We start from the raw sequence: 24646 nt of genomic DNA, 5'->3' as shown, positions 1-24646 counted from the left end.
AGAAGACATACCCATCAAAGCCTCCGAATACACTGTAAAAACAGCGTCTTCGGAGGCTTTTTGTGAGGGACTATATCGAAGAGCGTGCTGTGGAGACAGCAATTTACATGATTGAGACGAAAGCGACCGTACGGCAGACGGCGAAAAAATTCGGAGTGAGCAAAAGTACCGTGCATAAGGATCTGACATCACGTCTGGTACAAGTGAATCCGGGTCTGGCGGCAGAGGCAAGGAAAATTCTGGATGTGAACAAGTCTGAACGCCACATTCGCGGCGGCATGGCAACGAGAGAAAAATATCTGCATCAGAAGCAGAAGTGAACGAAAGTGAACCAAAGAAGCTCTTTCCTAATTGCCTCAAATAGGGTATGATAGAGAAAGAAAATTACGAAAACAGAGGGAATTTTATGAACGATTATATCCTGGAAGTCTGTGTGGACTCGGCGGAGTCGGCGCTTGCGGCGGCAAAAGGCGGGGCAAGCCGGCTGGAGCTGTGTCAGAATCTGGTGATCGGCGGAACAACGCCGGGTTCGAAGCTGTTTGAGGTGATCCGCAGACAGACAACCATTCCGATTCATGCATTGATCCGCCCGCGGTTCGGGGATTTCTGCTACACCCCATATGAATTAGAAGAAATTCGCGAGGAAGTTGCGATGTATCGCGAACTCGGTGCAGAGGGCGTTGTGATCGGCGTGCTGAAAGAGGATGGAACAATGAATATGACAGCGATGGAACAGCTGATGGAGGCAGCCGACGGCATGTCCGTGACGCTGCACCGCGCGTTTGATGTCTGCCGCGATCCCAAAGAAGCGCTTGAGCAGGCGGTATCGCTCGGTATGAACACCATTCTTACCTCCGGTCAGCAGAACAGTGCGGTAAAAGGAGCAGAGCTTCTCGCCGAACTGCAGCGCCAGGCGGCGGGACGCATCCGTATTCAGGCGGGCGGCGGTATCTGCGCGGATGCGATCCGCGAGCTGTATCCGAAAACCGGCGTGACCGCCTACCACATGTCCGGAAAAATCGAACTGGCGAGCCCGATGCAGTATCGGAAAGAAAATGTGAACATGGGACTTCCATCCTTAAGCGAATACACCCTCTACCGCACGGACGTCAAAGCCGTGCGCAGCGCGAGAGCGGTACTGGAAGAACTTTAAGAAAATAAAAAAAGAAAAGGACATAACATTATTATGAAAGCAAATACCATCAGCGGCCAGCGGCAGTATGCGTTCGTCAGCCAGTTTAACTACATCCGCGAAGCCGGAACGGAAGGCGAAGAAAAAGCAGCCTGCCGGATCGAAAAAGAACTTTCTGAAATCGCAGAAAAATGGGGGCAGGGCGAATTGCAGATCCGCCGCGAGCCGTTCGAGATTGAGACATGGCAGGTTGACGAAGCTGTCTTTACGGTCACAGAGCCATATGAGAAAACATACACCGTCCGCGGCTGCTTCGCGGCAGCCAATACCGCTCCGGAAGGCGTGGAGGCGCCATTCCTCTACGTAGAAAACGGCGACCCGGTCAGCCTTTCCCATGCAGAAGGGAAAATCGTCCTGATCAACGGCGGTGCCAATGCAGAAAACTATGAAAAACTGGAAAAAGCAGGAGCCGTCGGATTTCTGATCCTGACCGGAACGCCGCTGGACAAAGACGAGGACCGCCTGCCGGACTACCGCACCCTGCGCGGCGTAAAAAATCCGAAACTGCCGTGCGCCGTCATTCATTATCTTGATGCGATGGAACTGGTAGAACGGGGAGCGAGCCGTGCACGCCTCGTTTTACAGCAGAAAAAAATCAGGAGAACGTCGAAAAATATCATCCTGCGCATCCCGGGAACCGAGCAGCCAGAGGAAATCCTGACGCTGACGGCTCATTACGATTCCGTTCCGCAGGGACCTGGTGCATACGACAACATGGCGGGCGCAGCGATCATCATGGAGCTGGCACACTACTTCGCCGAAAACCGCCCGAAACGGACACTGGAATGCATCTGGTTCGGCGCGGAGGAGCTGGGTCTCTGCGGAAGCCGGGCGTATGTGAAAGCGCATGAAGCCGAGCTGACGCAGCACCGCTTCAACATGAACGTCGACCTCGCCGGACAGGCCATCGGCGGAACCGTGCTTGGCGTGGCAGCAACGAAAGAGGCATGCGACGCGATCATGGAGCACTTAAAACAGGCGGACAAAGGCGTATCGCTCATCAACAACATCTGGAGCAGCGATTCCAACACCTTCGCATGGAAGGGCATCCCGGCGATGACGCTGAACCGCGATGGTTTCGGCATGCACACCTGCCACGATACGATCGACTGGATCTCCGCCTGGTCACTGAACCGGAGCGCCGGTGTCCTGGGCGAAATTGCCGAGTATCTGGCGGATGCAGAACCATTTCCATTTGAAAGAGAAATCCCGGCAGACTTTGCGGAGAGATTAAAAGCTTATTTTGGAGAATAAAAAGGAGAGAACATCATGAGCAAAAAACCAGTATTAGTCATCATGGCAGCAGGAATGGGAAGCCGTTACGGCGGATTAAAACAGATTGATCCGGTTGACCCGTACGGAAATATGATTATCGACTTTTCCATTTATGATGCAAAACAGGCAGGCTTTGAGAAAGTCATCTTTATCATCAAAAAAGCCATCGACGAGGCATTCCGCGAGGGCATCGGCAAGCGAATTGAGAAATACATGGATGTAGAGTATGTTTACCAGGAACTCAACGTTCTCCCGAAAGGCTACGAAGTGCCGGAAGGCCGCGTCAAACCGTGGGGAACCGGTCATGCGATTCTCTGTGCGGCAGAAGCCATCGACGGCGCACCGTTCGCCGTCATCAATTCCGATGATTATTATGGAAGAACGGCATTCGAGGAGATCTACCGCCAGCTGACAACCGAGCAGGACGGCGCGACCTATCAGTACGCGATGGTTGCCTACGACCTGTACAAAACCCTGACCGACAATGGCCACGTAGCCCGCGGCATCTGCACCGCAGACGACCAGAACCACCTTGTCGGCATTCATGAGCGCACAAGAATCGAAAACCACGGCGGACAGGCCGAATACACCGAGGATGACGGCGCAACCTGGACCGGACTGCCGCAGGGAACCATCGTTTCCATGAACCTCTGGGGCTTCACACCGAGCATTCTGATCGAGCTGAAACGCCGCTTCCTGCCGTTCCTCGAGAATGTATACAAAACCAACCCGTTAAAAGGCGAATACTTCCTGCCGTTCGTTGTCGATGAACTGCTGCAGGAGAAAAAAGCGGAAGTCACCGTACTCCGCTCCTATGATAACTGGTACGGCGTAACGTACAAAGAAGACAAAGAAAATGTCATGGCAGCACTGCAGAAATTAAAAGACGAGGGCCGTTATCCGCAGAAACTGTGGGAAGAATAACAAACGAACGGTACTGGGAAATTTTCTCCATGAGCGCATCTTTCGCAATGAAAAGAAATCCTGTATAATGGATGGAAGGAAATGCAAGGAGAATACCAATGGATACCTTATATATTGTAATACCAGCCTATAATGAGTCGGAAAATATCAAAAGAACGATCGAGGAATGGTGTCCCGTCGTGGAGAAGCATAACGGCGGCGGTGCGTCCCGTCTTGTGATCATCAACGATGGAAGCCGCGACGATACGTATGAAATTGCTTCAGCAGAGTGCGAAACCCACCCGTTGCTCACCGTGCTGACGAAGCCAAACGGCGGCCACGGTTCCACCGTTCTGTACGGTTACCGCTATGCACTTGAAAACGGTGCGGACTATATCTTCCAGACCGATTCCGACGGTCAGACCGATCCGGCGGAGTTCGAAAAGTTCTGGCAGATCCGCGAGGGCTACGACGCCATTTTCGGAAACCGCACAAGCCGCGGCGACGGCTTTTCCCGCGCTGTCGTGGAAAAAGTGCTGTGCGCGGTGCTCTGGACCTATTTCCACGTATCCGTGCCGGATGCAAATGCCCCGTTCCGTCTGATGAAAGCAGACTACGTGGCCGAGTATCTGCCGCTGATGCCGGAAAACTACAATCTGCCGAACGCACTGATGACTGCCTTCGGAGCGTATTTTCACCGGAAAATCCGTTTCATCCCGATCAGCTTCAAGCCGCGTCAGGGCGGAACAAATTCCATCAACATCCGTAAAATCGTAAAAATCGGCCGTCAGGCGCTGCACGATTTCTGTGAGATTCAGAAAGCGGCTGCGAAAAAAAGAGGATAAAAAATAATATAAGAGAAGGAACGTATCCCATGTTTCATGAGATACGTTCCTTCTTTTTGTATGCTTATTTTTTATTATGGACCTTATTTTTAATAGAAGCGATGCGATCTTTTCTGATTCATGGAATCCTTTAGTGCCAGAAGTGATTCGATCAGGATCAGAAGCAGGATCACAGCGATCATGACTGCGAGGATCTGATTTGTTCGCTGATGGAACCAGGAGCCGATTCCTGTGTGTGCAGTCTGTGTATTCTCGGCCTGTGCGGCATTTTCAAGAGCTGCAGTTTCCGAAGTAATAATCTGTGCATCCGGGTCTGTTGTTCTGGCAGATGGTACAATCTGCGTTGCGGCTGGAAGCTGGCTGGAAGAAGTAACAGCGGATGCGGTAACTTCCGGGTGGATGGTGGAAAGATCAACTTCTTCGTCTTCTGTAACAACTGCGCTGGCAATCGGTTCTGCTGCGATCGGTTCGGATGCAGGAACCTGTTCCGGTGCGGTTTTGGATGCAGGAGCTGCGGTTTCCGGAAGAATATTTTCCTGTGCCGGCTGTTCCGAAGCAGATGGCTGTACCACGGTCGGGGTTTCTGCCGGTGCGGATGGCTGTTCCGGAACGGATGGTTCTGGAGCGGCCGGTTCTTCCGGAACTTCCGGTGCAGATGGCTCTTCTGGAAGAGATGGCTCCGGGTCAGTTGCCGGTGTTTCCGGGATTGCGGTACAGTAAACAAGAGAAGTCATCGCCGCCGAAGAATCCGTAATCACAACGGAACCGCCATTGGAAACGGCCTGTCCATTAACATAGAAGGAAATCTGATCCATATCCAGTGTGTAGCCAGGTTCCGTAACCATCGATACGGAGAACGTTCCGTTTACTTCCTCGACCGGTTCGCTGTTCTGATACAGGACATAGGAACCATCATCGGAAAGATATGACATGGTGACCGGCGCATCCATTGTGGAATCCTGAAATGTCAGGGCAGCATCGGTAAAAGCAAGAGCCGCCTGATCGGTGTTCAGATAGAATTCCAGGTCCTGTGCATCGTAATGGGTGAAGTGAATGGTAATTTCACCGGCGTCTGTATTTTCTGCACTTGGAACTGTCTCGGCTGCTGCCGAATACGGAGCGGAAAAAAATAATCCGGCCACCAGGAGGCCTGCCATTCCGAATCTCAGAATCAAATTTCCTGTGTGTTTTTTCGTTGTCTGTGTGCTGTGTAACATATGACATCCTCCTTTCACCTGAGCGGTTTCTGATGTCGGTCTGTTTTATTTTCCTGCGGTAAGTTTCACGTATAAATTGAAAGAAAAAATAATTGATAAAATATAAATTTTCTTTCTTTTTAAAGATTATACCATATGTAGAAAGAAATATCATGTAAAAATAAAAAGTTAAAAGAAAATTTGAAAATGCGTCAAAAGTGGAAAAGGTTTGTAATGCATGTCGAAAAATAGAAAAAGAACTGTCACAATTTCTTAAAAAATATTTGCGGAAAAAGATGGCAGAAAGGGCAGAATGTGAAACAAAAGCAAAATAAAAAGAAGGAAACAAGACACGGAAAAGTATTCCAGGCAGGCCGCATGCAGAAGAAAAAGTGGGAATAAAAACCGATCCAATTCGTCAAAAAAGCGGAAAAGTGGTGAAAAATTGTGGGTTCTATGAAAAAAACGATGGGAAAAGACAGGAATGTTGTCGAAATATTCTAGTTGACAAAAAGATGTAACACTGGTAGAATCGGTTTGTAACAAGATGTAACAAAAACGTAATAATTGTTCAGGAGGTAAGTATGACATTCAAAAAAAGTTATGTGCCGGGCATCCTGGGGAGCGTGCTCACACTGACTGTCATCATGGCTGCACCCGTAAAAGCAGAGACAAAGGAAGAAACCATTTTAAATAAAACAGACTGGAGCACAATGGCTGCAGCAAACGTAGAAGGATATGTCAACATCCGCAGCGAGGCAAACGCAGATTCCGAGATCGTCGGAGTTCTGATGCCGGGCTATGCGGTTACTGTAACAGAAAAAGGAGACGAGTGGAGCAAGATCTCTTCCAATGGTGTAGAAGGCTACATAAAGAATGAATATCTGGTATTTGGGGAAGAGGCAAAAGCACATTACCGCAATATGTGCGGTATCACCGGAGTTGTTCAGGCGGACAGCCTTCGTGTCCGTGAGGCAGCATCCACAGATTCCGCGCAGGTTGGAACACTGACACAGAATGGTGAAGTCAGCATATTCGGCGAAGAGGCTGACTGGTATCAGATCCAGTACAGCGGAAGCAGCGCATACGTTCATGGAGACTATGTGACACTTTCAGAGGAGTTAAAAGGTGCTGTTTCCATGGAGGAATACCAGGCATCACAGGCCTGTGCGGCAAGCAGCGCAGCAGCAGCCTCCACAGCAGGCAGTGCATCGGTAATTTCCGCAGACAGCAATGATGTGGCAATGCTTGCAGCACTGATCGAGTGCGAGGCAGGCGGCGAGAGCTACACAGGAATGGTGGCAGTCGGAGCGGTTGTAGTAAACCGTGTCAACAGCGGTTCCTTCCCGAACAGCATTTCCGGCGTTATTTATCAGGGTGGACAGTTTACACCGGTTGCGACCGGAACATTCCAGAGCGTGCTTTCCCGCGGAGCAAGAAGTGACTGTTATGCAGCTGCACAGGCAGCACTTTCCGGCGAGAGCCCGGTTGGCGGATGCCTGTATTTCAACAGCGGCTACGGCAGCGGAATTCAGATCGGATATCAGCATTTTTATTAAAAACAGGCGTGGAACCTTTGCAAGGGGATAGGCGGAGGGAGCATGCATTTCCATAGATTGTGATCGGTTCAAAGTCATGAAAAATGAGATGGAATCGACGGTATAGAAAAAAGAGTAAGTGAACAAGGGGAGACGTTCACTTACTCTTTTTTTACTCTGAAACAAATACTACCGGATAGTCAAAAAGTGCAGACTATCCTTATGGAGTTTTACAGGAAATATTGTTGGATTTCCAGTTACGGGACATCGTTATTTTCAAAAATTTTCAACAGCTTGGTTTTCTGGTTATCGGCGCGGAAGTCTGCTAATGTCTGACGCAGTGTTGTATGGCGGACGCGGTAGGTATTGGAGAGAAAACAGAAAAAAGTGATTCCCCAAAATACCGGCCAGAGCAACACACATTTATGAAGCTTGGAAAATCGAAGCTTCATCTGAACATGCCCTTCGTGGAACCAGGCACGGACACCGGCGTGCCGGTAAGAGCCGCGGCTTACGATTTTCCGCTCCGTGTCACTGCCAAAGTCGCCGTCTGCGAGAATTTGTTCCAGAAAGGCAGCACAGTCAGCGGCAGAAGAACGAATCTGCGGGTCAATCGAAGCGGAAAGACCGAAATAAAGATGGCAGGATCCGAGAATCAGCTCATAAAGATGAAAAATTTTTGATTCCCGGCACCAGGAGTGGATTTTCTCAAAATCAATCTCAGATGCATACTGCTTCAGATACAAGGTAAAATCGCAGAGCAGACGGCTGCCGAAACCACTGTAGAGATAGTGTTTGAGCATATGGTGCAGCATATAAAATACATTTTCCGTGGGCGGAAGAACAGGATAGGTCTGACCGTAAAGTTCCACGAAAGACGGCTTCAGATGATCCGGGGAGAAGATCTCATCTATCAGCTCGTTGGCACGGGCAAACTGATAGATGCCAACGATACGGTAATGGAGTTCCAGGGTAAAGGAACGGCCGGTTTCCGGAAAGGTAAAGCGGTAGGTAACATGATGATCACTGTCTTCCGGCTCCTCTGTGTATCCATTCGTCTCGAGAATACGACAGGCACGGGAAAAAGCCTCTTTTTCGGGAATATAAAGGTCCAGATCTCCCAATTTTCGGTATTCGGGAACAGGATAATTGGCGGCGAGGCTCATACCCTTTAAGAGAAAACAGGGAATCTTCTCTGCAAGGAGGAGCGAAAAAGTAAGGCGTGTGAAATGTTCCAGCTGATAATAGGAGAGCAGCATCTGTTTTGTCTGCTGTTTTATCCCGGAAAACGATGGCTGCTGTTCAAAATAAGGCAGAAGAAAAGGAAGTGAACAATGTTTTTCTGCCAGACGGTACAAAGCAGCGGTATCCACCCCATCGAGTGGGATCGGTTCAGACGAATCGGTGCATAAATTTTTCAGAATCTGTAGATAAACGGTATCAAGCGGCTGCATGAGAGACTCCTTTGAAGATTTTTTGTGAAAAGAGAGATATGGTTCAGTATACCACAAAAATGCCGAAATTTGAGCGATAAAATAAAAAAATATTACAGATAACGATAAAAAATAAAATAAAGTTTACAATGAAATAAGTTGGGGCTATAATAAATCTGTCAGTACAGCATTTCATAAACAGCTGTATCAAACACTCAGACAAGTGTAGGGTATAGTCATTTTGAAATGTTCTGGAATGATGGCCTTTCCCACCATCGGGAAGAAAAACGTAAGTGAATGGAGAGAAAGATGACCAGAAAAGGTGAGTTTGTACTCAGACAACTCGCAGATGAATATATTCTGATTCCTTATGGGACAACGACAGAAAAAATGAATCGGGTACTTACCCTAAGTGAAACTGCGGCTTTTATTTATGAACAGACAGGTGATGCCGCGTCTGAGGAGGAGATTGCCAGACGGCTTGGAGAAGCTTATGATGTGCCGGCGGAGGACGTGCAGGAGGATGTAAACGCCGTGCTGCAGACATTGCAAAATTGTGGGGTTCTGGAGTGTGCCTGAAAAACGAAAAATCATTTTCGTAATCTGCAAAAACGAAGAGGATAGTATATGATAGTATTTTTGGTCGGTGGCGAGAGCAGACTGATGGATGATCTGATTACCAAGATGGAAAAAGAAGGACATAAGACGTATCTGTTAACGGGAAAACGGGACAGAAGAGGAAAATACCGTCGTGTCTTTGAACGCTACGATTTTCCTTATGACAGTGAGAGTGTGCAGGAAATATTCTCGAATGTCAATCCGGATCTCGTGCTTTTTCTCGGCGCCTATGATACAAATTATGACTGGAGTGATGCGAGAAAAGAGTCTGTCCGCTATACGGCGGATCTGACCAATATTCTGTCGGCGTATGCATTTAAGCAGGATGGCCGGTTTATTTATTTGTCGTCCGAAGCAGTTTATGGCCGTTCCTACAGCAGTGATATCCACGAAACGGAACCGGCATCCGCGAAAAGCTTTCAGGCAATGGCGCTTCTGCAGGGAGAAAACATCTGCAGAAGCTACCGTGATACCAGAGGGATGGACACGCGGATTCTTCGTTTTGACCATATGTACGGCATTCCGCGAAAAGGAAAAACAGACAGAAATCCGTGTTTTTGGATGACACTGGAAATGCTGAAGACGAATCAGATCGCAGCCAACAGCAGAACTGCTTTTTCCATGATTTACCAGGATGATGCCGTTGCGTTTGCCTATCGCGCAATGATGGAGGAGAGTCCCAAATATCCACTGTACCATATCACATCCGGTGAAGCGATCACACAGATGGATCTGGCGGAGCTGATCCGGCAGAACGCAGACGGCGTGGAGATCCGTGACGATACAGTCGGTGAAGGTTTCCGTCTTGTGCTGGATGGCAGCCGGTATCAGGAAGAGTTTGACGGAAAGATTTTTGTCCCATATGAGAAGGGCGTGAAAGCCGTTGTCACATATATGCAAAAACACAGCAGCTCATTTCTGCAGCGTGATGATGCGGGGGCGGGTTGGGGAAACCGGGTATGGAGTCTGTTATGCCGGATTTTCCGTATGCTGGTTCCGTACATCGAAAATCTGATTTGTTTTATCCCATTTTTTATGATCAACAACCGTGTAGTCGGCAGCCAGTATTTTTCAAAGCTGGATGCGTACCTTCTCTATGTGTTGCTGTTTGCCATCGTATATGGTCAGCAGCAGGCGATTTTCTCGGCCCTGCTGGCGACTGTGGGCTACTGTTTCCGCCAGATGTACCATCAGAGCGGACTGGAGGTGCTGATGGACTACAGTACCTACATCTGGATGGCACAGCTTTTTATCCTGGGAATGGTTGTCGGTTATATGCGGGATCAGATTCTCCAGATTAAAAAGGATGATGAAGAGGAGATCGGGTATCTGCGCGGACAGCTTGGCGATATGACGGAGATCAATGACAGCAACGTGCGCATGAAACAGCTTTTTGAGCTGCAGCTTGTTAACCAGAAGGACAGTCTTGGAAAAATCTATGAAATCACATCGTCGCTGGAACGCTACGGCGCCTATGAGGTGCTTTTCTATGCGGCGCAGACGATTTCGAAGCTGATGAATACAGAGGATGTGGCAATTTATACCGTCGCCAACCGCGTCTATGCGCGTCTCTTTTCGTTCACATCACCGACAGCGCGAAAAATGGGAAATTCCATCCGCTATCCTGAGATGGAGGCAATGTATGAAGACCTCAAAGAGCATCGCGTTTACATCAACAAAACGATGGATGAGCGCTATCCGCTGATGGCGCAGGCTATTTATGCAGAAGATGAGATGCAGATCATCCTGATGCTGTGGGGACTTCCGTGGGACCGCATGAATCTTGCGGAATCCAACCGTCTGACGGTCATCAGCTATCTGATCCAGAATGCAGTGGTGCGGGCAAACCGCTATCTGGAAGCGCTGCACGAACACAGGTATCTGGAACACAGCAAAATTCTCGAAAAAGATGCCTTTACGCAGCTGGTAGCGGCATTTTTCGAGGCAAAGCGAAACGGTCTGACAGAATGCTCACTGGTTCGGATTGTGTGCAGCAGCGAAGATTATAAAAAAGCAGGTGAGATTCTGGAACAGAAGCTGCGTCAGACGGATTATATCGGGATCCTGGATGGCGGGCTGCATGTATTGCTTTCCAATACCGATGAAGAAAATGCGAAAGGTGTGATCTTGCGCTTCGGGGAAGAGGGTCTGAAAAGTATCCTTGTGAACAGGGAGGTGGCAGCGTGATGAGCCATGAAACCCTGACTTTTGTGGTTCTGTGGATTGTCAATGCCCTGATCGCCCTGATCTATCTGCTGATCGGAGCTCTGGTTTATGTTCCGGCGTGTGATTTGAAACAAGAGCAGGGAGAAGAGGTGCAATACGATAACCGGAGAGCCTTTTTGATCCGTTTTATCGTCATGGTGCTCTGCCCGGTCGTCGGTCCGGCGTTTTTTCTGTGCAGTTATCTTCTTTTCAAAACCGTATTCCGTCAGGCAGTCGATCTGGAGGATGTTGTGTTTGGTAAGGAACGTGTGCGGACACATCTGAAGGCGGATGAGGAGCGGGAGCGCAACATAGCACCGCTCGAGGAAGCACTTGCCGTCAGCGATAAACAGAATCTGCGTATGCTGATGCTGAATGTGATCCGCGGCGATCTGCAAAAATCGCTGGAATCGATTACTATGGCACTGAACAGCGAGGATTCCGAGACATCGCATTACGCCGCATCGGTGCTCTGCGATGAACTGAACAAGTTCCGCTCACAGGTACAGAAAATGTATACCGGGATGCAGCAGGAAGGCGAAGAAGAGACGGATTACGAGAAGATGATGCTCGACTATATGAACAGAGTTTTAAGCCAGAAAGTCTTTACAACTCTGGAGCAGACGAAGTACGTCAAGATGCTGGAGGAGGCCACAGAATCGCTGTATCGGAAAAACAGAGAGCGGATCTTCGTAAAACAGTATGAGGGGCTCTGCCTCAGACTTCTGGAACTGAAAAAATTTCCGGAAACTGAAAAATGGTGCCGGCGTCTGGTACAGCAGCATGGAAATACACTGGAGGCGTATACGTGTCAGTTAAAGCTGTATTTTACCATGGGTGAAAGAGAAAAGTTTTTTCAGGTGATGCAGGAACTGAAACAATCGGACGTTATTATCGATAATGAAACGCTGGAGCTGATCCGCATTTTCAGTTAGAGCATGTTTGAAAAATCATTTCCGCGAAAGGAGGGACGAAGAGATGTCCATGAGATGGCTGACAATTTTACAATTTCTGGAAATTTTTGCCGCCTATGGCATCGTAACTCTGTTTCTCCCCTGGCGGATCCTTCGGAAAAGGTTTCGTTGCTTTTCCGTTGCAGAACAACTGATCGCTTATTTCTTCGCAGGGAATTTTTATATCATTTATCTCGTTTATCTGCTGCAGTTTCTTCGGATCAGCAGCCGTGTGACGCTGCTCCTCGGAACTGCAGGGCCATTCCTTTTTATCTGGATCTGGAAAAGAAAAAAACAGATCCCGGGAGCAATGGAGAGCCTGCTGGTGCGGATCGAACGATTGCTTGATGGAGAGCGGGGCAAAAAGACATCTCTGGCGCAGCTTCGGAGAACCGTTTACGAGCGGTGTTTTCGGGGAAAACGAAAGCAATGGCTGCATGCGCTGCCGGAAATAGCAGTGCTGCTGGCGGCAATTGCAGCGATCACGTATGTGTACGGACCGAATATGGTGGAAACGTTCGGCTACAAAGCAAGTGATATTCCGGTGCACAATTACTGGATCAATGAGCTTGAGCGGAATAATATCTGGGTTGCGGGCGTGTATCCGTATGGACTCCATATTGTGATTTATTATCTTCATATGGTGTTTGGAATTCCTACCTATGTGTTGCTGCGGATTTTCGGCGTGGTGCAGACATACTTTGTATATCTGGCACTGGTCGCGGCGCTGAAAATGGTGTGCAGGGGAAGGTTTACGCCGTATTTCGGGATACTGTTTTATGTGATGGATATCTTCAACTGGAGTACGTACGCCCGTTTTGAAAGTGCACTGCCGCAGGAGTTCAGTATGATTTTTGTCCTGACCTCTGTCTGTATGGCGATCCGTTTTTTTCAGGAATTTGCAAAAGAACGGAACGGAAACTGCCGTTGGTATCTGGTACAGTTTGCGATTGGATTTTCGCTGACGCTGACCGTTCATTTTTACGGTACGATGGCTGCAGGCCTGTTTTGTATTGGCGTTGCGGTTGGCTTCTGCTTTCGTTTTTTCCGGTGGAACTATTTCAGAAGAATCCTGATTACGGGAATATTAAGCGTCCTTCTCTCAGTCCTGCCGATGGCGGCGGGCGTTGCGATGGGAAAGGGGCTGCAGGGATCGCTGTACTGGGGAATGAACGTCATTACCGGTGATAAAAAGCAGGAGGATGCGGACACAGCAGGTACTTTATCACAGGACGGTGTATCCGACAGTCTGACGGCCGGCGAAAAAGAAAGCAGCGGCAACACAACCAAGAACGGTGAAACCGGTTCTGTGCTCAGCCAGTCCCGGATAGAAGAGCTGCGAAAAGAGGCAGAAGAAAGAATACAAAAGCAGCAGAAACCGCTGGCGGAGAGGCTCAAAGAAAAAGGATCGGCAGTGCGGGAAAGCATCCGTATCAATGTCATGAATGTAAAACCCCATATGGCAGAAATTACGCTGGGAAGTATTGCGGTTTTGCTGCTTCTTGGTATTTTCCTGTTGGTGCTGCGGGAGAACGGTTTTGCGGGAGCTGTTTTGTCTGCGGCTGTTTATCTGCTATGCATGTGTTCTTTGCAGTGTGCATCGCTGCTGCATCTTCCGGCGCTGATGGATGCCAACCGCTGCGGCATTTTCCTGTGCTATGCCATCTGCTTTGCCTGGGCGCTTGGCGTAGATGCAGTGGTGTATCTGGCGATACGCTGGTGGAAGCGAAGATGGCTTGGCGAGATGGCTTCCCTCCTGACACTTGTGACGGCTGTAACAGCCGTTTTATCGCAGGGTCTTATAAGAGAGCCGGTAAAAGTCGGAGCGCTGGAAGATAACGGAGCCATGGTATGCGTTACCAATATCTTGCGGGAAAATAAAGATTTTACATGGACAATCTGTTCAGCGAATGATGAGCTTCGCATGACAGAATTTTATGGATATCACTATGAGACCATTACCTTATTAAATCAATTGAAAGATCTGGGGCAGAATCCGGAGATTATAATACCAACGAAATACGTGTATTTTTTTATTGAAAAGATACCAGTTGATTATGGGGAAAGTACGAAACACGAAGAAGTCACAGCCAAGGGAGCGGAAACGCCACTTCCGTTTACCGGTGGACTTCATCCCTACACAGGAGAGAATCGCTGGATCACGATGAGCCATATGTATGAGTGGGCACAGAGGTTCCAAGAGCTTTACCCGAATGAAATGGAAGTTTACTATGAATCCGACAGCTTTATCTGCTATTGCCTTCAGCAGAACGTTAACAGTCCATACAACCTTGCGATTGATTATGGCTACAACAATCCAATGCCAAAGTAGAGAAGACGGGAAAAAACAAAGAGACAGACAGGGCTGAAAAAACTGAAATTTCAACAAAAAAGACTTGATGACAGAAGGAGGAAGAAAAAATGGTTTCCCGCAGAAATTTTGCAGCGATCACAATGCTTATGGCAATCATCCTCTTTTTGTTTCAGGGTCTGAATCTGGCAAAGGAAAAACTGAACCACTATGAAAAAAATGCGTATGCGGCAGAGAAAGAAGATCTGGAAGATGGCAGCGGCGCATTTGGAACAGAAGACGCATCCGGCGAGAAAAACATAACAGGAAGCCGGGGAACGATCGTCTATATCGGAGAAGCCGAGGAGCATTCTGTGGGGGCGGTTGTCTGTGAATGGTGCCGGTATATGAAGTACGAAGCTGCAGTTTATCCATCCATGCGCAAATATGAGCAGGCAATGGAGAAGAAAGGTGCAAAGCAGCCGGAGATGATTGTAGTGAATTCAGAAAGCATCGACTGGACCGCCTTAAAGGATGTCGTAGATCTGCAGAACAGTGTGAATGAGGGGATCCATGTTGTGTTTGCAAATCTCCCGGAGGTGTCTGTGATCCGGAAAAATCAGAAGCTGCGGGAGCTGGTTGGAATTGCAGAAGTAAAAGAGGATTCTACAACCGTAACGGGGCTGGATCTGTATGACAATCTGATGCTCGGCGGAGAAAATATTTACCGGGCCGAAAATAAGGAAGAAGAAAACAGGCAGGATCTTAAGCTTACGTTTCCATGGTTTAAGCTTGGAGATGGAACCAAAACTTATATGAAAGGCTTTCCGGAGGATCAGACGCTGAAAACCCAGGATTATCCGGTTGTGATCTGGCGGAAAAATTTCGGGACAGCCAGTGTATTTGCCGTAAATGGAGATTATATGGGGGATGAAACCGGGCTGGGACTGCTGACGGGAATGGTGTATGAAACCAGAAATTATCTGATTTATCCGGTTGTAAATGCGCAGAATCTTGTTGTGCAGAACTTTCCGTCACTTGCAGAGGAAAATACGGACAAAATGCAGGAGATTTACGGAAACGGAACAAAAGGTGTTAACCGCGATATTGTCTGGCCGTCGATTGCAGCAATCTATAGAAAAAATCATTTCGGTCTTACCTGTATGGTGGCACCAAAACTGGATTATGATGCTCCGGCAGAAGCAGATGGCGAGCTGCTGCATTATTATGCGAAGCTGCTCAACGAAGAAAAAGGCGAGATGGGACTTTCCGGTTTTACAGAATCCGAAACATCCGTAAAGGAAAAATTAGACGAAGATCAGAGCTTCATGCAGAAAAATCTTTCGGATTTTTACTTTTCCTCCTTTTTCAGTGGAAACCTGAGTGAACAGGAGATGGAAACAGCTTTACAGCAGTCTGCTCTTGGGAGTGTCCGCACCGTAGTTAAGAGCAAAGATACGGCTGGCGATCTGGTCAGCTACCTGGATGCACAGACGACACAGCAGAAAATTGTCACGGAAGATACCGGACGTTTTACCTATCGTTCCTGGATGAAAATGAAGAGTATTGAAAGTGCGCTCGGCTATGCCAGTGTAGAGCTGGATTTAAGCAGAGTGATTTATCCGAAAACAGAGGAGGACCGCTGGGAAAAAATCGTCAAAGAATTTGCCTCCAACCTCGGAACCTACTGGCAGCCATTTTCCGGATTTGACGGTACCACGGTTTCCACCTGCGATTCCAGAATCCGCACCTTCCTGAACTTACGCTGCGAGGACGAAAGAGAGGGCGACACCATCACCTTAAAGACCACGGGAACAGAGAAAACTGCGTACTATGTGATTCGGACACACAATGAAAGCATTGAAAAGGTCACGGGCGGAACGGCAGAAAAGCTGGAGGATTCTGCATGGCTGATCCGCGCGGAAAAGAGTGAAGTAACGATTACACTTCGTGCATCCGACCGGCGGTATTACTATGAAGAGGGGGTGAAAAACGAATGAAAGTCTGTATGGTAGCGGAGGGATGCTATCCCTTTGTGGTAGGCGGTGTTTCCAGCTGGGTACACAGTCTGATCCAGCTTTTCCCAAAAACAGAATTTATCATCCTCGCCATTGCGGCAAACCGTTCCCAGCGCGGAAAGTATGCGTATGAGCTGCCCCAAAATGTCTCCGCCGTCTATGAACTCTATCTGGACGATGTGGACTGGGGCGGAAGTAAAAAACGACATAAACATCGGCTGAAGAAAGAGCAGTATCAGGCACTTCGAAGTCTGCTTCTTGATCAGGATATCGAGTGGAATGTCCTGTTTGATCTGTTCCGGAAAGAAGATGTTTCCCTGAATGCGCTCCTGATGGGAGAGGATTTTCTAAATGCCGTGAAAGAGTGCTACAACCTGAAATACAGCCAGATCGTTTTCTCTGACTTTTTATGGACTATGCGCTCCATCTATCTGCCGCTGTTTCTCACAATGCAGACCGAGCTCCCGAAGGCGGATCTTTATCACTGCGTTGCAACCGGCTATGCCGGCGTGCTTGGCGCTATGGCAAAGCATTTCTATGGAAGCCGTCTCCTGATTTCGGAACACGGTATTTACACCCGGGAACGCGAGGAGGAGCTGATTAAAGCGAAGTGGGTTGCGGGAATCTACAAAAATATCTGGATTGACCAGTTCCGGAAAATGTCAAAGCTGGCGTACAACGAGGGAACTCTGATTACCTCCCTGTTTGAGCACGCGCGGGAGCTGCAGGTTGAGCTTGGCTGTCCGGTGGAAAAGACGATGGTCACACCGAATGGAATCCGTGTGGAAAATCTTCAGAATATCCCGGGAAAGACCGAAGAGGATGCGGGAATGGTGAACATCGGTGCAGTTCTTCGTGTCACACCCATCAAGGATGTGAAAACGATGATCCAGGCATTTGCCTTTGCAAAAGAGCGCGACAGAAGACTGAAGCTCTGGATCATGGGACCATGGGAGGAGGACCGGGAGTATGCCGAGGAATGCTTCCAGCTCGTATCGGATCTGGAAGTTCCGGACGTGGTATTTACCGGAAGAATCAATATCCGGGATTATCTGGGAAGAATGGATGTGACGATTTTGACCAGCATCAGCGAAGGCCAGCCGCTGACGATTCTGGAGAGCTATGCGGCACACAAGCCGGTTATTGCGACAGATGTCGGAAACTGCTATGGTCTGATCTACGGTGAGAGCGATGATTTCGGCGCAGCCGGAATAGTTACGCATATCATGAATATAGAAGAAATCGCACAGGCAATGCTGGATATGGCGGTCGGTGAGAAAAAACGCCTCGAAATGGGAGAAACCGGATACCGCCGTGTTATGCAGAAATACCGTGTGGAATATATGCAGAAAACATACTGGGAGATTTACCGCGATTTTGCGGAGCAGATGGGCCAGAAATGGCAGGAGGAACCGGTAAAGCTGCCGGAAAAACAGAAATAAAATAAACACCGCAAGGTGGAAAGGGGATAGATGGCATGGCAGGAATCGGCGTTCGCCTGAATCGGATTTTTGAAAAAAATACCATTACGACAAACCTGATTGGATTCTCCTACAGTACCGTTGTAACGATTGCGCCGATGATGGTCGTCATTTTCAATCTGATCTTAATGGAGGAGCTGCTCGAATTTTCCAGTGTCGGCTATGCCACGCGTGAGCTGTTTTCCTGTACGATTCTCTATATCTTTATTTTTGCGTTACTGACGGCATCACCGTTTAATGCGGTGCTGTCCCGTTATATGTCCGACGTGATCTACGAGGAACGATATCAGGACATCCTGCCGTGCTATCAGATCGGAATGCTTCTGAATATCGGATTGAGCTGTCTGGTCGGCATTCCGTTCTGTCTGTGGGAGCATTTTGTCGGGAAGGTGTCAACAGCGTATGTATTTTGCAGTTTCTGTGGCTATATCAGCCTGGTGCTGGTTTTCTATTCCATGATTTATCTTTCCATCTGTAAGGATTATCAGAGGATTTCACAGTATTTCTTCTTTGGAATGCTGGTTGCATTTGTCCTGGCACTGATTCTGCATTTCCTCATGAAATGGGAGACGACGCGCAGCATGCTATTTTCCCTGACGGTTGGATTTTTTGTGACGGCAACACTGGAAAACGCCCTGATCCGGCGGTATTTTGTCAAAAACAGTAACCGCTACCGGCCGGTGCTGCAGTATTTCAGAAAATACTGGAAACTGATTTTTTCGAATTTTCTGTATATTCTGGGGCTGTATATCCATAACTTTGTGTTCTGGACAACCGATATGCGGATGGAGCTGGTAAAGAGCTTTGTCTGCAATCAGCCATATGACATGGCTTCCTGCCTTGCCATGTTTACCAATCTCTCGGCATCGATTATTTTCATTGCACGCGTCGAAATGCGTTTCCATGAGAAATACAAGCTGTATTCCGAGGCGGTGATTGGCGGAAAGGGAGCTGATATTGAAAATGCAAAAAAGCGGATGTTCCGCCAGCTTTCCAGTGAGTTGATGACGCTTGCACGCCTTCAGTTTATGATTTCCGTTGTGATATATCTGATTTGCGTGATTTTCCTGCCGCAAGAAGGCTTTTCCGGCATGACCATGAAAATTTATCCGTCCCTTGCAGTTGGATATTTTATTCTGTTCCTTATGTATGCGGAAATCATTTTTCTGTATTATTTCGATGACCTGACCGGCGCAATCCTGACGGCGATTGTGTTCTGTCTTGTTACCTGGATCGGCAGCCTGATTGCTACCCATCTGCCGGCCGTCTGGTATGGGGCTGGGGTCATAGCAGGATCGTTTGCAGGATGGAGCGTGGCGTTTGCGAGACTGCGATGGGTGGAAAAAAATATGGATGCGCACGTTTTCTGCCGCGGAAATCTGATCAGGCACGGGAAAGGAAAGCGCCCGTCCGGTCTGGTATTTCAGAGGGCAGAAGAGCAGAAACAGAAGGATGAGATGAAACGATGAGTACAGCGACAATTATAAAGGTTTGTGTGATCCTGGCAGGGCTTGGGATTATGGCAGTGACGTTTGTGCTGCATGCGAAAAAGAAACTGACGATAAATCTGGCGGTTACCTGGGAGCTGCTCGGCCTTGCGGCAATCTTAAGCGGTGCGGTTCCGAAGTTCTCCGGCTGGAGCAGCCGCTTAAGTCTGGGAAGTCTGGCGGTGCTGCTGCTTACCGGGTTCCTTGTCGTGTGGGGCATGTATCAGATGACAATACAGATTTCTTCTCTGCTGATGAAAAATCAGGAACTGGCAATGCAGGTTTCTCTGCTGAACCAGGAGAATGAGAGAATCATAAAAGAGCTGGAACGTCTGACAGGAAAGCAGGCAAGAGACTTATGAAAAAAATACTGTTTGTAATCAATACGCTTGGCCGTGCAGGAGCAGAAACGGCTTTGCTGGAGCTTCTGAACCATCTGGATACAGAGAAATATGAAATTTCGCTGTATGTACTGCTGGGACAGGGGGAAATGATTTCAAGGGTGCCGCCGGAAGTTCATATAAAAAACAAAAGGATCTGTGAGGATTCCGTACTCTCCGGTGCAGGAAGGCGAAAACTGCTGCAGACATCGGTGATGGCATTGTTCCGGCACGGACACACCATGGAAAAAATCAGGTATCTGATGAAGAATCTGCGCGTGATGAAGAAGGCGGGGAAAATTCAGCCGGATAAACTGCTCTGGAGAGTCCTTTCGGACGGGGCAGACCGGTTGGATGAAACCTTTGATCTTGCGGTTGCTTATCTGGAAGGCGGCTCTGCTTATTACGTTGCGGATCACGTGAATGCAAAGAAAAAAGCTGCATTTGTCCATATTGCTTACGGCGATTCCGGATATACACGGGAAATGGACCGCGACTGCTACGAGAAAATGGATGTTATCTATACGGTTTCCGGGGAGACACGCCGCCATTTCCTGGAGTTTTACCCGGAGTATGAAGAAAAAGTGCAGGTTTTTCACAATATCATAGACAGAGAGCGGATCGAGAGAGAGGCTAAAAAGCCGGGTGGCTTTTCGGATTCTCATGACGGTGTCCGTATTTTAACGGTTGGAAGGCTGGCACACCAGAAAGCATATGATATCGCCATTCTGGCAATGAAACAGATCAGAGATGCCGGATACAAGGCGCGGTGGTATGTTGTGGGCGAAGGTCCAGAACGGAAGGCTCTTGAAAAACAGATTGCAGAGCTCAGACTGCAGAAGGACTTTATTCTGCTTGGCATAAAGGAAAATCCGTTTCCCTACTATGCACAGTGTGATCTCTATGTACATGCGACACGGTTTGAGGGGAAAAGCATTGCCATTCAGGAGGCCCAGGCGCTTGGCTGTGCCGTGATTGCGTCAGACTGTGCAGGAAACCGTGAGCAGATAGAGGATGGAGTCGATGGTCTGCTCTGCTTGCTGACCCCGGAGGGCATTGCCCGGAAAATAGAAGAACTGATCGATGATACCGAAAAAAAAGAGCGGATTGTGGCGGCAGCAAAACAGAAAGGGAACGGACAGACAGAAGAAATTTGGCGGCTGCTGGATCTGATGAAGTGAGGCGGGAACTATGGAGCAGAAAGAAGTATTACTGATTATTCCGGCATACAACGAAGAAAAAAACATAGGAAAAGTGATGGATCAGCTGGCACAGCCGGAGATCGCGGAGCTGGTAGATGTACTGGTTATGAACGATGCGTCCTCCGATAACACAATCTGGATGGTAAAACAGCGCGGCTATGCGGTAGTAACGCATGTTTTCAATCTCGGTTACGGAAGCGGTCTGCAGCTTGGCTATAAATATGCGATCCGCAGGGGCTACCGGTACGTGATCCAGATGGATGCGGACGGTCAGCATGATGTATGCAACATTCGAAAAATTTATGAAAAACTGAAAGAAAAAGATACAGACGGAAGAACACCGGATATTGTGCTGGGATCCCGTTTTATGGATGGAAGCGCAGAGTTTTCGGTAGGCTTTGCAAAAAAGCTGGCATTCCGCCTGTTCCGGCGTATGCTGCACATCGCGACGGGAAGATGGATTGCAGATCCGACGACAGGACTGCAGGGGCTCAGCCGCAAGGCAGTGCTTTATTATTCAAAATACAATCATTTTGATGACAAATATCCGGATACCAACATGATCACACAGATGATGCTGCTTGATTTTAAAGTGGTTGAAATTCCGGCAGTCATGCATATCCGGACCTCGGGAACAAGCATGCATTCCGGGCTGAAACCCATCTGGTATATGACGCGGATGTTCTACAGCGTACTGGCCGTGATTTTCCGGTGTAAGGTTTTAAAGATGGATGCGGGAGCAGGGCGAAAAGATGTGGAAAGAAAAATGGAACCGTTTTCTGAAAAAGCAGAAAACAGCACAGAGCGAACCGGCGAGTGATCCCGCGTTCTCTCGGGCAGATTTTGCAGAGTGTAAAGGTGCGGTACAGAATCCGGGCTGCGGCTGGTACCATTTGTATACGTTTGATGCGGCAAAAACAGACGAACCCCTGTATCTTGCCTGTAAGGAAGAAGAGCTTGTACTTCTGCGGATTGGGATCGGAGCATTTCGAACCGGCAGGATCCCACAGGAGTCGATGGCGTGGGTGCGGAAAATTCTCGCATTTTTCCGGGACCAAAAGAAGGGAATGATCCTTCGGTTTGCCTATGATCTGGAAGGAAAAGGATTGGAACGCGAGCCGGGCAGCATCAAAACCGTACAGGAACATATGCGGCAGCTTGGCGCGGCAATCCGGGAATTTTCGGAAGATATCTATGTTGTGCAGGGAATCCTGATCGGAAACTGGGGAGAAATGCATGGATCCCGGTATCTGACACCGGACGGGTTCCGGACGCTGGTTCGGACTATGCAAGATGCGCTGGAAGGCGCCTGTCCGCTTGCGGTGCGCAGACCCTCCCAGTGGCGGGAGCTGGCAAGAAACTTTACAGAAGAAGAGAAAAAATATCTGACTCTGTATAACGATGGGATGTTCGGATCGGAAACCGATCTTGGTACATACGGTACTCTGGCGATGGAAACACCGGAGCAGGAGCCGCAGAGCCGTGGGGCGGAACTTGACTGGCAGAGAACGGCAATGCGCGGCCGTTTTTGCGGCGGCGAGGCAGTACAGCGTGCAGCCGGAGAAGAGAATGTTTCGGCAGAGGAAGCAATCAGGGATCTGGAAAAGATGCACATTTCCTATCTGAACAGTACGTATGACCTGCAGCTGCTGGAACAATGGAAAAAAGAAACCATAAACGGTGTATCCGGCTTCGAAGCTGTGGGAAAACGTCTTGGTTACCGGTTTGTAGTGGAAAATGTGGAAATTCTTTCAGAAAAAGAGAATCGCATGTGGAAAATGGGGGAAGATTCTTCCGGTCAGATGAGCTTGATGCGGATTACCCTGGAAAACCACGGATTTGCCGGGCTGACGGAAGAAGCCGACTGTTTCCTGGAGATAGAAGAGGAGAACAAAAAGCCGGAAAAATACAGGATCCATACCGATGCCAGAGCCTGGCACAGTGGAGATACCACCATACTTTGCCGGCAAATCAAACTGCCTGCGGTGGCAGAACCAAAAAAAATGTTTCTGGCATTATACCGCAGGCGGGATGGGCGTCCGCTCCTGTTTGCCAATCAGAATGCGGAAAGCGGGCGTGTGTTTCTGGGCACGTATCAGAGCAGCTTTTCCAGCTTCAGTGTTCCGAGCCGGAATCCGTAAGAATCATGGGAAAACGTGTTGGCAGGCTGGATTTCCCGCCAAAGTGACGGATCGGTCATCCGAAAATATACCGTATAGGTTCCCTTTTCCAGTTCACGGAACGGAAGTGAAACCGAAAGCTCTGAGGTATTTTTGGGGAGCCAGAATCTGGAATCCCCGGAAAGTGGGAAGGAGAAAATCCTGCCGTCATCGGAAACCAGGGTGATTTTTACGTCAAGTCTGCGGTAGCCGACGGAAAAGCCGACATTTTCAAGTTCTATGTTCAGCCGGGACTGATGCAGGGTGGTGTTGCGAACCACATAGCGGTAACCCATATGGCGGGCGATATAGTCGTAGCCGGATATACCGTCAAAAACCGAAGCTTCATCGTGGTAAACCGAATTTTTCCATTTATCCAGAACCGCCGGATCATGCTCCGAATTCAGGTAAGAAATATGCATCCGGGAGAGATCCGAAAGGGCATGGTCAAAGTCATTGAAGGGATTGTCGAGAATCACCTCGCCGCCGTTTGGGACGAAATTGCAGAGCCTGTCCTGAAAGTCCAGTTCATCCTCGCGCATCCAGGCAGAGCGGTAAGCATCCGCAGAGGCGGGCGTGTCTCCGTATGTGCCGGTATCATTTGCGGTTCCGAGCATTCCGTCATTGAAAAGCCCGAGGCGGGAGGAAAGTGAGCCATCAAAAGCAGTTTCTGCGGAAGGCAGCTCTGCCGAATTCAGAATCTTCCGTCGCTGTACCGGTGTGCGGACGGACAGAAAAATCGAAGTATCGATCACGTCTGCCAGATGCTGCATCAGAATGGAGCAGTCTTCATCGGACAGATGGTCGGAGCCATTCATCTCTCCGCAGTTGCCGACAAAAATACCCTGGATCAGAAAAACACTGTCCGTGTAACGGTTCACAATCGCGGCGGTCTGATCCATGTGGCGCAGAATCTGGTCGAGGCTTTGCGGTTCCGATTCTTTCGCTTTGCCGTCCCAGTCGTACAGAAAGCGCAGAATCATCGAATTTCCGTGTTTCTGCCAGGAGGACAAAATCGTGTCAAGCTGTGCAAGTGCCGGATCGGAAATATCCTGATCGGCAAACCGGCGCAGATTCAGCTCCAGCATCACAAGTCCGGGTGTCTCTTCGGGATTGGAATCCGGGTCGGGAAGATTGGAGAGTGTATCGTTTCCGAGAACGTAGCCGTACATCGAATAAAATCCGATATACGGATTGGACAATTCATCTGCGGATTCCGTACACGCTTCCGGTGTATAACTGACATGATAAAAAGCGCAGATGCAAAGAAAAGCAAACAGGATGAGAAACAACAGGAGCAGAAGCGAGAATAAAATACGGGAAAAAGCTCTTTTTTTCATAAAAATCCTTTCTGATCAGGCAGATATGAACCAGAGCGCGTCTGAAAAATCATTTCCGCAATCTGCAAACTTTTTTCAGACACACTCTAATGGCAAAAACATTTTTGATCGCCTGGTTTTCTGTAAAAACG

At 48.7% G+C, this 24646-nt stretch carries 20 protein-coding genes; 17 read left to right on the top strand and 3 right to left on the bottom strand.

The window, feature by feature from the left end:
- Positions 1-62 precede the first annotated feature (62 nt).
- The 5 genes from spoIIID (at position 63) to DW642_RS10645 (ending at position 4215) form a co-directional block, all read left to right on the top strand.
- Entirely contained in the window at positions 63-320 is a 258-nt protein-coding gene (gene spoIIID, locus DW642_RS10665; protein ID WP_055220903.1) for a sporulation transcriptional regulator SpoIIID, read from the top strand.
- Positions 321-406: 86 nt separating this feature from the next.
- Positions 407-1153 carry a copper homeostasis protein CutC gene (locus DW642_RS10660; RefSeq protein WP_117510171.1) on the top strand — a complete coding sequence of 249 codons (747 nt, stop codon included), beginning with the start codon at positions 407-409 and terminating at the stop codon, positions 1151-1153.
- Positions 1154-1186: 33 nt separating this feature from the next.
- Positions 1187-2446 carry a M20/M25/M40 family metallo-hydrolase gene (locus DW642_RS10655; protein ID WP_117510157.1) on the top strand — a complete coding sequence of 420 codons (1260 nt, stop codon included), beginning with the start codon at positions 1187-1189 and terminating at the stop codon, positions 2444-2446.
- 15 nt (positions 2447-2461) lie between these two features.
- Positions 2462-3391, top strand: a complete 930-nt coding sequence (locus DW642_RS10650; RefSeq protein ID WP_117510156.1) for a nucleotidyltransferase family protein — start codon at positions 2462-2464, stop codon at positions 3389-3391.
- Between the two features lie 98 nt (positions 3392-3489).
- Positions 3490-4215, top strand: coding sequence for a glycosyltransferase family 2 protein (locus DW642_RS10645; protein ID WP_117510155.1), 726 nt, complete (start codon positions 3490-3492; stop codon positions 4213-4215).
- A gap of 89 nt (positions 4216-4304) precedes the next feature.
- Here DW642_RS10645 and DW642_RS10640 read toward each other — a convergent pair whose 3' ends face one another.
- Entirely contained in the window at positions 4305-5432 is a 1128-nt protein-coding gene (locus DW642_RS10640; protein WP_117510154.1) for a hypothetical protein, read from the bottom strand.
- A gap of 563 nt (positions 5433-5995) precedes the next feature.
- Between DW642_RS10640 and DW642_RS10635 the strand changes: the two genes are divergently transcribed.
- The gene (locus DW642_RS10635) at positions 5996-6970 is read left to right on the top strand and encodes a cell wall hydrolase (RefSeq protein WP_117510153.1); all 975 of its coding nucleotides are present in this window, start codon (positions 5996-5998) and stop codon (positions 6968-6970) included.
- A gap of 236 nt (positions 6971-7206) precedes the next feature.
- Here the strand turns inward: DW642_RS10635 and DW642_RS10630 are convergent, their stop codons facing one another.
- Positions 7207-8403, bottom strand: coding sequence for a nucleotidyltransferase domain-containing protein (locus DW642_RS10630; protein ID WP_117510152.1), 1197 nt, complete (start codon positions 8401-8403; stop codon positions 7207-7209).
- A gap of 288 nt (positions 8404-8691) precedes the next feature.
- Between DW642_RS10630 and DW642_RS10625 the strand changes: the two genes are divergently transcribed.
- The 11 genes from DW642_RS10625 (at position 8692) to DW642_RS10575 (ending at position 23157) form a co-directional block, all read left to right on the top strand.
- The gene (locus DW642_RS10625) at positions 8692-8961 is read left to right on the top strand and encodes a PqqD family protein (protein ID WP_158555018.1); all 270 of its coding nucleotides are present in this window, start codon (positions 8692-8694) and stop codon (positions 8959-8961) included.
- A gap of 48 nt (positions 8962-9009) precedes the next feature.
- Entirely contained in the window at positions 9010-11187 is a 2178-nt protein-coding gene (locus DW642_RS10620; RefSeq protein WP_117510150.1) for an NAD-dependent epimerase/dehydratase family protein, read from the top strand.
- On the top strand, positions 11187-12140 hold the full coding sequence (locus tag DW642_RS10615; protein WP_117510149.1) for a hypothetical protein: 954 nt from the start codon (positions 11187-11189) through the stop codon (positions 12138-12140). Before DW642_RS10620 ends, DW642_RS10615 begins: the two co-directional genes overlap by 1 nt.
- 43 nt (positions 12141-12183) lie before the next feature.
- Positions 12184-14490 (top strand): hypothetical protein, encoded by a 2307-nt coding sequence (locus DW642_RS10610; RefSeq protein WP_117510148.1) that lies wholly within the window; start codon positions 12184-12186, stop codon positions 14488-14490.
- A gap of 89 nt (positions 14491-14579) precedes the next feature.
- Complete coding sequence (locus DW642_RS10605) at positions 14580-16448, top strand: DUF2194 domain-containing protein (protein ID WP_117510147.1); 1869 nt, start codon at positions 14580-14582, stop codon at positions 16446-16448.
- Positions 16445-17908, top strand: coding sequence for a GT4 family glycosyltransferase PelF (gene pelF, locus DW642_RS10600; RefSeq protein ID WP_117510146.1), 1464 nt, complete (start codon positions 16445-16447; stop codon positions 17906-17908). Before DW642_RS10605 ends, pelF begins: the two co-directional genes overlap by 4 nt.
- Positions 17909-17943: 35 nt before the next feature.
- Positions 17944-19416 (top strand): exopolysaccharide Pel transporter PelG, encoded by a 1473-nt coding sequence (pelG, locus tag DW642_RS10595; RefSeq protein WP_117510145.1) that lies wholly within the window; start codon positions 17944-17946, stop codon positions 19414-19416.
- Positions 19413-19796, top strand: a complete 384-nt coding sequence (locus DW642_RS10590; RefSeq protein WP_117510144.1) for a DUF2304 domain-containing protein — start codon at positions 19413-19415, stop codon at positions 19794-19796. The genes pelG and DW642_RS10590 overlap by 4 nt, the downstream gene beginning before the upstream one ends.
- Positions 19793-20995, top strand: a complete 1203-nt coding sequence (locus DW642_RS10585) for a glycosyltransferase (protein WP_117510143.1) — start codon at positions 19793-19795, stop codon at positions 20993-20995. Before DW642_RS10590 ends, DW642_RS10585 begins: the two co-directional genes overlap by 4 nt.
- A 10-nt stretch (positions 20996-21005) precedes the next feature.
- Entirely contained in the window at positions 21006-21836 is an 831-nt protein-coding gene (locus tag DW642_RS10580) for a glycosyltransferase family 2 protein (RefSeq protein ID WP_117510142.1), read from the top strand.
- Positions 21769-23157 (top strand): DUF4874 domain-containing protein, encoded by a 1389-nt coding sequence (locus DW642_RS10575; protein WP_158555017.1) that lies wholly within the window; start codon positions 21769-21771, stop codon positions 23155-23157. The genes DW642_RS10580 and DW642_RS10575 overlap by 68 nt, the downstream gene beginning before the upstream one ends.
- On the opposite strand, the gene DW642_RS10570 is transcribed toward DW642_RS10575, so the two are convergent.
- Positions 23112-24515 carry a DUF4832 domain-containing protein gene (locus DW642_RS10570; RefSeq protein WP_117510140.1) on the bottom strand — a complete coding sequence of 468 codons (1404 nt, stop codon included), beginning with the start codon at positions 24513-24515 and terminating at the stop codon, positions 23112-23114. The genes DW642_RS10575 and DW642_RS10570 overlap by 46 nt on opposite strands.
- Positions 24516-24646: the final 131 nt, after the last annotated feature.

Source organism: Blautia sp. AM23-13AC (assembly GCF_003435675.1).
Classification (GTDB): domain Bacteria; phylum Bacillota; class Clostridia; order Lachnospirales; family Lachnospiraceae; genus Fusicatenibacter; species Fusicatenibacter saccharivorans.
The sequence above is the reverse complement of the archived record's forward strand: the minus strand, read 5'-3'. Positions and strand labels throughout refer to the sequence as shown.